14 protein-coding genes are annotated in these 10886 nt (G+C 60.0%); 9 read left to right on the top strand and 5 right to left on the bottom strand.

Translation table 11 applies throughout. The annotated features are described in order from the left end of the window. Together CWO89_RS33875 and CWO89_RS33870 are read right to left on the bottom strand one after the other, a co-directional pair. Positions 1–957, bottom strand: a 957-nt coding sequence (locus tag CWO89_RS33875; RefSeq protein ID WP_130582814.1) for a molybdopterin cofactor-binding domain-containing protein, incomplete at its 3' end; no start/stop codon positions are given. Between the two features lies 1 nt (position 958). Beyond that, positions 959–1411: a (2Fe-2S)-binding protein gene (locus tag CWO89_RS33870; protein WP_130582813.1), complete on the bottom strand. Its 453-nt coding sequence runs from the start codon at positions 1409–1411 to the stop codon at positions 959–961. 584 nt (positions 1412–1995) lie between these two features. On the opposite strand from CWO89_RS33870, the gene CWO89_RS33865 reads away from it, so the two are divergent. The 3 genes from CWO89_RS33865 (at position 1996) to CWO89_RS33855 (ending at position 4086) form a co-directional block, all read left to right on the top strand. Next, entirely contained in the window at positions 1996–2865 is an 870-nt protein-coding gene (locus CWO89_RS33865; RefSeq protein ID WP_207234628.1) for a c-type cytochrome, read from the top strand. Between the two features lie 99 nt (positions 2866–2964). Then, a complete protein-coding gene (locus tag CWO89_RS33860; protein ID WP_130582812.1) occupies positions 2965–3321 on the top strand; it encodes an Mth938-like domain-containing protein in 357 nt (118 codons plus the stop codon). A gap of 6 nt (positions 3322–3327) precedes the next feature. Beyond that, the gene (locus CWO89_RS33855; protein ID WP_245476705.1) at positions 3328–4086 is read left to right on the top strand and encodes a C13 family peptidase; all 759 of its coding nucleotides are present in this window, start codon (positions 3328–3330) and stop codon (positions 4084–4086) included. Between the two features lie 530 nt (positions 4087–4616). Here CWO89_RS33855 and CWO89_RS46295 read toward each other — a convergent pair. Then, entirely contained in the window at positions 4617–5297 is a 681-nt protein-coding gene (locus CWO89_RS46295; protein WP_165421437.1) for a hypothetical protein, read from the bottom strand. A gap of 165 nt (positions 5298–5462) precedes the next feature. Here CWO89_RS46295 and CWO89_RS46290 point away from each other — a divergent pair, with 165 nt between their 5' ends. The 4 genes from CWO89_RS46290 (at position 5463) to CWO89_RS33835 (ending at position 7918) form a co-directional block, all read left to right on the top strand. Then, complete coding sequence (locus tag CWO89_RS46290; RefSeq protein ID WP_165421436.1) at positions 5463–5681, top strand: hypothetical protein; 219 nt, start codon at positions 5463–5465, stop codon at positions 5679–5681. Between the two features lie 188 nt (positions 5682–5869). Next, complete coding sequence (locus CWO89_RS33845) at positions 5870–6529, top strand: ABC-three component system protein (protein ID WP_130582811.1); 660 nt, start codon at positions 5870–5872, stop codon at positions 6527–6529. 28 nt (positions 6530–6557) lie between these two features. After that, positions 6558–7010, top strand: a complete 453-nt coding sequence (locus tag CWO89_RS33840) for an ABC-three component system middle component 2 (protein ID WP_349644917.1) — start codon at positions 6558–6560, stop codon at positions 7008–7010. Continuing rightward, complete coding sequence (locus tag CWO89_RS33835; protein ID WP_130582809.1) at positions 7010–7918, top strand: hypothetical protein; 909 nt, start codon at positions 7010–7012, stop codon at positions 7916–7918. The genes CWO89_RS33840 and CWO89_RS33835 overlap by 1 nt, the downstream gene beginning before the upstream one ends. Positions 7919–8021: 103 nt before the next feature. On the opposite strand, the gene CWO89_RS46285 is transcribed toward CWO89_RS33835, so the two are convergent. Continuing rightward, positions 8022–8186 (bottom strand): hypothetical protein, encoded by a 165-nt coding sequence (locus CWO89_RS46285; protein ID WP_165421435.1) that lies wholly within the window; start codon positions 8184–8186, stop codon positions 8022–8024. A 476-nt stretch (positions 8187–8662) separates the two neighbouring features. Then, positions 8663–9235 carry a TetR/AcrR family transcriptional regulator gene (locus tag CWO89_RS33830; protein ID WP_130582808.1) on the bottom strand — a complete coding sequence of 191 codons (573 nt, stop codon included), beginning with the start codon at positions 9233–9235 and terminating at the stop codon, positions 8663–8665. Between the two features lie 130 nt (positions 9236–9365). Between CWO89_RS33830 and CWO89_RS33825 the strand changes: the two genes are divergently transcribed. Next, complete coding sequence (locus CWO89_RS33825) at positions 9366–10637, top strand: MFS transporter (RefSeq protein WP_130582807.1); 1272 nt, start codon at positions 9366–9368, stop codon at positions 10635–10637. 42 nt (positions 10638–10679) lie between these two features. Further along, on the top strand, positions 10680–10886 hold a 207-nt coding region (locus tag CWO89_RS33820; RefSeq protein ID WP_130582806.1), incomplete at its 3' end, for a tautomerase family protein.

Genomic DNA, 10886 nt, shown 5'->3' with positions numbered 1-10886 from the left:
GGCGTTGGCGCCGTCCTCCCAGGTGACCTTCAGCGCGTCGCGGCCCTTGATCGCCGCGCCGGTGTTGCGGGCAATCACGGCGATCCCGCCGAGCGGCTGGAATTTCGAGGGCCACGGCCATCCCTTCACTTCCATCACCTTCTCGACGCCGGAAACCTTCATCGCCTCCGCGCCGTCGAACGACGCCACCTTGCCGCCAGTCACCGGCGGGCGGGCGATCACGGCATATTTCATGCCGGGCAACCGCACGTCGGCGCCGTATTGGGCCTTGCCCGTCGTGATGTCGTGGAGGTCGACGATGCTGATCTCGCCCTTGCCCAGGTAACGAAAATCCTTGGGATCCTTGAGCTTCAAGCCTTCAACGCTCGGTACCGACTCCTTGGCGGCATCGGCGGCCAATTCGCCAAAGCCGAGCTTGCGTCCACTCGCGCCGTGGACGACTTCGTGATTGACGGCCTTTACCTCGGCTGCCGGCACGCCCCAACGTTTTGCAGCGGCCTGCTCAAGCATGGTGCGGGCCGAGGCGCCGATCTGGCGCATCGGGATCAGATAGTGCCGCGTGCTACGCGAGCCGTCGGTATCCTGGTTGCCGAACTTGACCTCGTCGCCGTGCGCCTGCTGGACGCGAACGCGCTTCCAGTCGGCCTCCAGTTCTTCGGCGACGATCATGGGCAGGCTGGTGCGCACGCCGGTTCCCATCTCGGCACGGTGCGCGACGATTGTGACCATTCCATCCGGCGCGATCGAGACGAAGACGCGCGGGTCGACCACAGTACCGTGCGGCATCTTCCCCGCGCCGGTCTCGTAGGCAAAGCTCGGCCGCATCATGACCGGTGCGGCGAGCACGAACCCGCCGGCCAGCCCCAAGGTCTTCAGGATGCTGCGCCGCGAAATGTTCTGGACCTTGATGTGCTTCTCGAAACCGCGAAGCTTGCTGGGATTGGTGAGGATATTCATGTCACACTCCCGTCGATGCGAGATGGACCGCGTTTTCGATCCGCTGGTAGCAGCCGCAGCGGCAGATGTTGCCGGACATGGCTTCGCGGATCTGGTCGTGCGAAGGCTTTGGATTGTCCATCAACAACGCCGCCGCCTGCATAATTTGGCCGGTCTGGCAAAAGCCGCATTGCGGCACGTTGAGCTGCCGCCAGGCCTTCTGCACCGGGTGGTCGCCGGTCGGGTGCAGGCCCTCGATGGTGGTGACCTCGCGGCCGCCGACGTCGGACACGGAGGTGATGCAGGCGCGCACGGCCTGCTTGTCGACGATGACGGTGCATGAGCCGCACAGCGCCTGGCCACAGCCGAACTTGGCGCCGGTCAGCCCGACCTCGTCACGGATAAACCAGAGTAGCGGAAGATCGGGATCGCCATCCCAGTTCTGTTCCTGGCCATTAATCTTCACCTTGATCATGATCGTCTCTCCCTCTTCAGACGGAGCCGTCAGGAGCGTCTCCACGAGGTGAGCGAGAACATCTATCCTGGGATATCCCCTCGTATGGCCTCAGGCAAAACTGACCTCGCTGAGAAACCGCAGACTGCACCGTAGGATCTGGTTGATTGTCAGTGTCGGCCCATCCTCCTGTTTTGATTTCGCTTTGTTCAAGGTATGGACTGGTGGAAGCCTAGCACAAAGCGCGACCGAATAGGATTCCCAACGCCTTGTTTGCCTTTGTATTTTAGCGAGGGCTGCCTGCTCGGACGGCGTGCTTTTGGTCAAGAGCCCTTACGCAGTGGTCCTCACGAGACGAGATTTTTTTCGAAGAGCTGTATGCGGCTATAAAGATCGACGTATCCTATTTGTGGATGTATTCCGGGCGCTGACAGCTTTTTCCTTCGTCGTGAAGCCGCGCATTTTCAGCGTCTGAATTGGCGGCGTTTCATTCTAAACCAAGCATGCAATGTGGGCTTCGCGGCTGGAGGAGTTGGGAATAGGTGTAACTCTGCGATAGTCGCATTGTGCGCCTACCCTTGCCGCGTTCGAGGGACGCTTCGGATATGCCTACAACGACGATCGGGCTCGCTGTCACGTTAGCTTTCTCGCTGGTTGCCTTCACAATGCCAACGTCGGTTTGGGCAGCCAGTCCGACGTTGACGGTGTCAGCCGATGGCGGCGTCCGTATCTTCGATCGGGACGCGCTGCTTGCCCGCACAGATGTCGTCGAAATCACCACCTCGCGTGATGTCGCATACCGTACTCCTCGGACGTATCGAGCCGTGGCTCTCTCGAAGTTACTTGAAGGAGTTCCCATTCCGCCTGATGCCGTTGTGGAAGCGGCAGCACAAGACGGCTTCGTGACCCAGCTTCCTCGCGATCTGGTCTATGCTAATGACGGCATCATCGGGTACTTGGCAATCGAGGTCGCCGACACGCCGTGGCCGCCAATTCCAGGTAAGGATAAGAGCGCAGGCCCCTTCTATATCGTATGGCTCGGCGATCAAGCGTCATCCGTCCCAATCATGAAGTGGCCTTACCAAGTTGTCAGTTTGTCGGTGCAGGATGCGCCAGCCAAGCGGTGGCCCACGCTCGCGGTTGATCCCACGCTCCCTGCGCTCCATCCGGCACGAGACGGCCAAACCATCTTCGTGAACAAGTGCTTCACATGCCATACGATGAACCAGGCCGGATCGGCGTCCGCGGGCCCCGATCTGAATTTGCCGATGAACCCGACGGAGTACTTCACCGATGCCGGTTTGCGCGCGCTGATCCGAGATCCGCGCTCGGTTCGGGTTTGGCCCGAGCAGCGGATGCCCAGGTTTGCCGAAGAGGACCTGAGCGATGAGGAACTCGAGCTGATCTTGGCATATTTGAGTCACATGGCGCATAGGAAGAGCCGAGCAACGGAGGGTGGAAGCGGCAAACGCTAAATCGTAAAGCTCGATTACGGTTGGCGACGAGTGAGGATGATGCCGACGTCGAGGCGCCTCACTGTGCAATTGGACCTGGAGTCTGATCAGGAGGTCACGATGAAAATTGACAGCACCACATTCGGCGCGATTACGATTGACGGAACGACCTATCAGTACGATGTGGTCGTTCGTCTTTCCGGCGAAGTTGTAAAGCGGAAAAAGAAGCTATCAAAGAACCTCTATGGTACCTCGCACGTGCTTTCAAAAGACGAGGCAAAGTTTCTCTTCGAGAAAGGGTGCGACCAGGTCGTCATTGGTTCCGGTCAGATGGGCAACGTGCACCTGTCACCGCAAGCTGAAGCCTATGTCAAAAGGAAGGGCTGCGAGGTGCTGTTGAGGCCGACACCCGAGGCGATCCGGATGTTCAACCGGTCGCACGCCAGGAGGATCGGGCTCTTTCACGTGACCTGTTGAACGAAATTGCCCGGTGAAGCTGTGCATCTACGTTGGATCGGCCGGTTCGGCGCGCCGCTTATTGCTTTTGTTTTGACCATTGCGCCGTCATTTTCGCCGGCGCACGCCGTTGAGGATGCTCGCAAGGTGAGCGTCGTGTCCTTCGGCCTTTTCGGCGATCAGGGCGTGTTTAGAAACGAGGCAATCGGTGCAGCACGGATCGTAGCGGGCCGTTTCGGGAGCGGCCCGGTCAACGTGCAATACAATTGGAAGAAGGGCGGAGGTGCAACGATTGAAGGGCTGGCTAGGTCCCTGCAGGCAGCGGCCAATGGGATGGACGCCGAGAACGACGTTCTGTTCTTGATTCTCACCTCGCACGGCTCCCCCGACGGGCTTGCAGTCAAAGCGGGGCGGCTTACGCAAACGCTCACGCCGTCCAATCTCGCTGGCATGCTGGCGCGGACCGGTATGCGACACAAGGTGGTGATCATCTCGGCCTGCTATTCCGGGGTCTTTATCCCTCGTCTCGCGAACCCCGATACGTTGGTCATCAGCGCGGCCGATGCCGACCATCCATCGTTCGGCTGCCGGGACAAAGCCAAGTGGACCTATTTCGGCGACGCCTTTTTCAATGTCGCAATCCGGCAGGCTAAACGCCTGAAGGACGCCTTTGTTGTGGCGCGCTCGCTCGTCAAAAGGCGAGAACTGCGTGAGCACTTCGAGCCGTCGAATCCCCTCATGGCAGGCGGCGAAAACGTCCAGCCGTTGCTCGTTGCGCGTCCCTGACTCTTGGGCGCGCCGTTCGTGAAGCGTTCTGTGGGTGGGGGACCGTGTAGCGCGACAACTAAGTTGAAACTCTGTGCATTGAATTTCTTTGCCTTTTTTATACGTCCCGCCAGGCATTTGGGACTACCCGCCACGCGAATTGGAACTGTCCAGCGTCCACGCCACATAAATTGAAACTGATTTTGCCGGCCGGGTACAAGCAAACGACCGCGTCGCGAGAGGGCCACCGCCCGACTCGTAGTCTGGGACTTCGCTCTTGAAATCATTGAAGTTCGTTGCCGTGAGAGCTCGCATCAGCGCGAAAAGTTGCCAAGGAACTCCAGGTGGAGAGTTCGACAGGGCTGGAGTTTCCGACGGCGCGGGAAGGGAGCACATTAGAGACAGTGCCAGCCAGGGCAAACGAGCTGGTCGGTCGGGCTTAATGCGGATGTCCGCGAAGGGAGGGACGGTGCCACCCAAGTTGGGCGTTGCGCCGCGTATGTCTGGACCAGAAGAGTACCATCCCTCCTGCGCGACTTTGATGGTTAGAACTAGCCGTCCATAACAGTCTGGCTGCAGGTTCGGATCCTGCCGTCGTCTGATCGACGTAGGGGCTTATGCGGACACTTTGAAAACGACTCGATTTCCGCTTTAAGAACGAATCGATTTCGTTTTGAGAACGACTCGATCGCAGATCCCGCTGATACTTCTCGTAAATTCCGCCTCGTTTTTTTTCGCCGATTTTTGAGCTCGAAAAAAGTGAGGGGGGTCAAATCAGCTTCTTTGGGTCCCCAGATGCCTGCATATCCCCGCTCCAACGGCCTCGCGAGGAAGCCATGAAGCAGCCACCGACGAAGTTCGTCTTCCATGAGCAAGAGGTCGGCGACGTCAGCTTTCGTGCGATGGTGGAAGCTCGTCGCGTTGTTCTTCACATGGAGAATTCGAGCAGCCGCGAGTCCAGTGTGGACCTCATTGGACAGGCATTCGCTCTGCCTTGCCTTTGCTATTCCGAAGCAGGCTGGCAGCGCCGCGGAAGCCATTCCGGTCCGCCGGGCTGGGCTGTTTGCCACGACACAGCGCTTGAGCCCCGGATGTTTCTCGGGCACCTTCACAGCGATGACGTGCGGCTTCTGGCGCACGAGTTCGGGCTGCATCGCGGAGATTTCCTCGGCCATCAGGTGGCGTTCAAGGATTCCATCGCTGGCCAGACTTTGAAGCAGATCATGCTCCATGATCCCATCCGCGCGGCGCTCTTCCGGAAGGCCGACGCATCGCTCGACAATTGGGCCGAGCAGGTCGTTTCCGAGGAGCCGGCGCGACCCTGTCGACTGGCGATATGAGGGGACTCCGGCTTCGAAGGCCTTAGACGAAGTGAGTAATCCTTTGGCGCAGGGGCGGTGGTCGACATCTTCTCAACCCAAGGTCATGCCTGCTATATCCGGCACCGCATACCGGAAGAGTCGATGAGAAGCCCTGCCATTCGGATCCAGGAACTCGATGACAGCCAGCTTGAGGAGTTCGTAGATCTTTGGGCGAGCCAAAAGTCGAAGCTATACGTCAGCGTGGAGCGGGTCGGCGGCGCCAACGATAAGGGCCGAGACGTCATCGGATTCTAACCCTCCGCCGACACGAAGGCGAATGGCACCTCTACCAGTGCAAACGGAAGACGCTGGGATCGAAACTCGGGCTTTCAGAGGCGCTGCTCGAACTCGGAAAGGTCTTCTACCATCATTCCGAGGGCGCTTACGCGACGCTCCCAACCAAGATCGTTTTCGTTTCGCCGAGAGGCATTGTCGGCCCGTTAATGACCTTGCTTCAAAATCCTTCGACGATAGCCAGAGCGCTAATCGGCAACTGGGATAACTACTGCAAAAACAAGATCACGAACGTGCCGGTGCCCCTCACGGATCGATTAAAGGCCCTGATCGACGGATACGACTTCGTCAACGTCGAGTATCTAACGGCGCCTTTGATCGTCAAAGATCCGGCCGCTCGCGCGGCTCTGATCAAGGTTCTCGGTCTGATCCCGGATGAAGCCCCGCCGGGCGTCGCCCCCGTCTCCATCCAGCCCGAGGAACTCGAGTATGTCGACCAGCTTCGCCGGGTGTACAACGAGGCATCGGGAAGCGAAATTCAGACGGCCGACGAGATCCTGCGGCATCCGGAGCATGCCCAACATTTTCTCGATCAGCGCACGCGCTACTTTGACGCCGAGCATTTTCAGCGCTTCCACCGCGACAGCTCACCTCCGGAAGCGTTGGCGGCTTTCCGTGAGGACGTCTATCATGGCGTCATCGACGTCCACCGTCAGCGTCACCCGAGCAGTCTCGAACGACTGGACGCCGTTATGCGACACGCGTCGACGTTGCCCGCTGGTCTGATCGGCCGCGTCGTACGCGTGCCCGTCAAACAGGGGATGTGCCACCACCTGGCTAACGAGGGACGAATGAAATGGATTCCGTAGAGAGCTTCGGAAAACTGTTCAATTCCCCCTGGAGGCGGGGATCAGGGCCGTCGTAGTGCTGGAAAAGCTGCGTCCGGAAGCCGCCGATCTCGCAGAGATGGTGCTTTTGGATCACGTGGTGGTCCACACTGCTGATATCGGAGGGCCGCCGAGCCTACATCCAGACCTATCCGATCGCAAGGGCGAGCTTCTCGTCAGGCGGCGTCTCGTCGAGAGGAGCCTTGACCTGATGCGCCGCTGCCATCTCGTCGATCAAGAAATCACCGACCAAGGAGTTCTGTATCGAGCTTCCGACGAGGCTGCCGGTTATATCGAGCTTTTGGAAACGCACTATTCCCAGAAGTTGAAGGACTGCGCCGATTGGATCGCGCTTCAGGTAAGGTCGGTCGGCAAACATCAATTCAAAAATTTCGTGCGCACCCAGATCGGAGATTGGACCGAGGCGTTTAGCACGACTAGCGGAACCTCCCTTCAGGGATAATGAGGGATGGGGTCGCGCGCTTCATCATCCGTCGGCTGGCCGTAACGGGACCGAAGGTCCCGACGGCCGAACTGCTGTTCGCGGATGGCGTCAATGTCATTTGGGGCGCGTCGAACACGGGAAAATCGTTTACAGTCAAGCTTCTCGATTTCATGTCGGGCGCAAAGCCGAAAATGCTGCCCAACATCAATCAGCGACAAGGTTACAACAAAGCCTGGCTTGACCTGATCCTGCCGACATCTGGCCAAGTCACTCTCGTGCGCGCGCTCGCCGGCGGTAGCTTCGGACTGTACAACCATTGGGTCCAGCCTGACACCAAGGAAGAAGCGACGCGCACGCTTTCACCGGAACACAAGGGGAAAGACAGCCTTTCTGGGTTTCTGTTGGCAGAAATCGGCATCGCCGACAAATCTTTTTCAAAGACGCAGCACGCCGCGAAAGTCGCATTCTCCTTCAGACATTTTGTCCCCTACCTCTTGACCGAGGAAACGGACATGATGGGAGAGTGGCCTCCGATCCGAATTTCGGACTTTAACAGCGACACGTTGGATAAGAATGTCCTGAAATTCATTGCCACCGGCATCGATGATTCCGCCGTCATCGAGACGCCCAGTCCCGATGCCCAGAAGTCCATCAACTCCGGCAAAGTTCAGATGGTCGAAGAGATGCTCGCGACCGCAGAGCAAGAGCTCAACCGCGAGTATCCCGACCCATCCGACCTGGAAAATCAGCTTGCGAAACTTGATAAGGCCACCGACGAGCTCCAGTCGACTTTGGTCCAGCGCCAAAACGAACTGGATCAACTGCGGCTTGATCGACGGTTCATTGTCGACTCGATAGCCGAAACCCAAGAGCGGCAGACGGGGAGCTTTCCGAAGATGAGAAGGCAATCGCGGCCAGCGGTGTGAAGGAACGCTTCTTCATTTACTTGAAGGAAAAGAGCGCCGAGGCTCAATTCATCATCATCGAGAATGACCCGCCGCCCCCTTCTGTCGCAGACTACGCCACAATCTATTCTTTTGTAGGCAACGAGGGAGAGGAAGGTCGAAAGGGATTTTTCTGATCGACGATCTTAGGATCCAGCGCCTCCTGCTCGAGGTGACGCACGTCCGATCCGTACGCCAACCACTCCGCCAGCTCGCGGATTGCACTGTCGGACTTCGCGATCGAGGCCAAGCTCGGATCCGCATCTGCCGGCTGGCCGGATCTCTCGTCAAAGTCGATTGCGGTTACATCAATCTTCCTCGACGCAAACGCTAACAGCGGTGCGATCTCCCACGAAATCAGAAGTTCTCATCCAAAGAATAAGGCGCTCTAATACGAAAACTGCACAGAGGCTGATCTGGGAATGTCTACATTTTGCTCACGCGTGACGAGCGAATAGACGGAGCACATTTCGTGGCGCGAGACGTGGCTCGCTCGAAATGATGCGGCGTGTTGGGGCCAAAGCCTGCATCAGCCATCGTCAATCAGAAGCCTGCGCACGATCGTCCGATGGATTTGCCTTTCGGCCTAGAGGAAAAACCAAATCCCGGCAGCGACGGTACAATGACGTCGAACGCGTCTTCGGGCGAACTGCCGTAGCTTGCCGGGTCGCTCAGCGGCCCGATCGCACGCTGGTCTGCCTGCGGCGGCTCGACGATCGCTGTGCTTTACGCCTTCTTGGCGATAAGCGCTGCCGCGACTTGCCCGGCGGCCAGCGCATAAGCCGGATCACGGTGGATCAGCACCTGGGCCACGGCGCCATCAATGACAATCATCACCTGGCGAGCACGGAGCGCGGGCTCGCTCAAGCCTTCCGCGGCGATGCAGCCTTCGAGCCACGCTTCAAACTTCTTCTTGTGCGCCGATCCGATCTTCAGTGCGGGATGGCCTGGAGTACCCGCCAATTCGGCTGCGGCGCGGAGAAACCCGCATCCCTTCCAGCGTGCGGACCTCGTCACCCGAGCCAGTCTTTGAAACATCCCGAGAAGCTGCTCGGATAAATCCCCTTTGGTTTGATCCAGCCAGGCCGCGTAGTGGGCGAGCGTCGGCTCGTCGCGCGCGGTGAGATAGGCCGCGATGAGATCGTCCTTGCTGGGGAAATGATAGTACAGCGTGCGCTTGGTTACGCCGGCCCTCGCGGCGATCGCGTCCACGCTCGCGCTGCGGATCCCCTCGCCATAGAAGAGATCGTCAGCGGCCTGAATGATCTGCTCGCGGGTCGCATTCGCATCTCGTGCCACGCCGTCATTGTATACCGACTAGTGCATATACACAACGGGCTGTTTGGCCAATGCTCGCAGCTTGAGATGTGACGAATAACGCGCTGGCGCCCATGTCAGCGGTGTCCGACCTGCCGAAGGATGCGCTGCCATGCTTGCCGCGAAGCCCGCCCCACAATCCGCCTTCCCGCTGCGCGTGATCGTACTCATCGCGGTCGCCTCCACCGTGCTTTCGTTGAGCATGGGCCTGCGCCAGAGTCTCGGCTTGTTCCTGCGCCCGATCAACGCCGATCTTGGCGTCTCGGCGGCAGCCTTCGGCTTCGCGCTGGCGCTGCAGAACATCGTCTGGGGTCTGAGCCAGCCGGTGGTCGGCGTGCTCGGCGACCGCTACGGCGCGCGGCCCGTGTTGATCGCGAGCGCGCTCGTCTATGCCGCCGGCCTTCTGCTCATGGCTTTTGGCGGCCCAGCGCTCGGGCTCGATATCGGTGGCGGCGTCATCGCCGGGATCGGCATTGCCGGCACCAGCTTCGGCGTACTGCTGGGAGCGGTCTCGCGCGCCGTGCCGGCCGAGCAGCGCAGCCAGATGGTCGGGCTGGTGTCCGCAGCCGGCTCGCTCGGAACCCTGGTCCTGGCGCCGCTCGGCCAAGTGATGATCACGGAATACGGTTGGCGCACGGCGCTGCTTGCCTTCGCCGGCATTGCGCTGCTGATGGGTGCGGTCGGCGCCCTGATCGGCCGCCCCGCCACGACTGCATCTACGCCGGGCGACGGTGAGGCCGCGGCTTCGACTCACGCGGCGCTACTCCAGGCGGCGGGCCATCGAGGCTACATCGCCATGGCCGTTTCGTTCTTCGCCTGCGGCTTTCAACTGATGTTCATCACGACCCACCTGCCGCAGTTCCTGGCGATCTGCGGCCTGGCCCCGTCGGTCGGCGCCAGCGCGCTCGGGCTGATTGGTCTCGGCAATGCGGCCGGCTCGTACGTCGTCGGGCTGCTCGGCGCCCGCTACAGCCAGAAGCGGCTGCTCGCGCTCATCTATCTGTTGCGCACGCTCGCCATCGCTGTCTATCTCGCCGCGCCGATCAGCGCCGCCTCGACCCTCGTCTTCGCCGCCACCATGGGCGTCCTGTGGCTCAGCGTGGCGCCGTTGGTGAGCGGCCTGATCGGGCGGATGTTCGGGCTGCGGCACTTCAACACGCTTTTCGGCCTCACCTTCCTCAGCCACCAGGTCGGCGCCTTTGTGGGCGCGTGGCTGGGCGGTGTCACCTTCGATCTCACAGGGTCCTACGCCACCGCCTGGACATCGATGCTCGTCGTTGGCCTCGCCGCCGCGGCCTTGCAATGGAGCATGGACGACCGTGCCACTGGGGCCGGGCGTCCGAACGCGGCGCTGACCGCAGGTCGTGCCATGCAAGACGCATAACCGTGCGCGTCTTTCCTAACAGCAACCAAAGGAGTCGTTACTATGCCACTCGCTCAAATCTACGTTCCGCAAGGGGCCCTTACTCTCGATCAGCGGCGCGCGATGATCAAGGGTGTGACGGATGTCATCGCCACTGTTGAGAAGCTGCCGCCGAGCGCGCGGCCCTATGTGACCGTGCTCATCAACGAGGTGGCAGATGGCGGCTGGGGCGTGGCCGGCCACGGCTACACCCTCTCCGAGATCCCAGAG

It is taken from the genome of Bradyrhizobium sp. Leo170, assembly GCF_004296405.1.
Lineage (GTDB): Bacteria > Pseudomonadota > Alphaproteobacteria > Rhizobiales > Xanthobacteraceae > Bradyrhizobium.
The sequence above is the reverse complement of the archived record's forward strand: the minus strand, read 5'-3'. Positions and strand labels throughout refer to the sequence as shown.

Coding starts and splice junctions, on each gene's coding strand:
- CWO89_RS33870 (WP_130582813.1), bottom strand. CDS start 1,411: ATGATCAAGGTGAAGATTAATGGCCAGGAACAGAACTGGGATGGCGAT.
- CWO89_RS33865 (WP_207234628.1), top strand. CDS start 1,996: ATGCCTACAACGACGATCGGGCTCGCTGTCACGTTAGCTTTCTCGCTG.
- CWO89_RS33860 (WP_130582812.1), top strand. CDS start 2,965: ATGAAAATTGACAGCACCACATTCGGCGCGATTACGATTGACGGAACG.
- CWO89_RS46295 (WP_165421437.1), bottom strand. CDS start 5,297: ATGGAGCATGATCTGCTTCAAAGTCTGGCCAGCGATGGAATCCTTGAA.
- CWO89_RS33845 (WP_130582811.1), top strand. CDS start 5,870: ATGACCTTGCTTCAAAATCCTTCGACGATAGCCAGAGCGCTAATCGGC.
- CWO89_RS33835 (WP_130582809.1), top strand. CDS start 7,010: ATGAGGGATGGGGTCGCGCGCTTCATCATCCGTCGGCTGGCCGTAACG.
- CWO89_RS33825 (WP_130582807.1), top strand. CDS start 9,366: ATGCTTGCCGCGAAGCCCGCCCCACAATCCGCCTTCCCGCTGCGCGTG.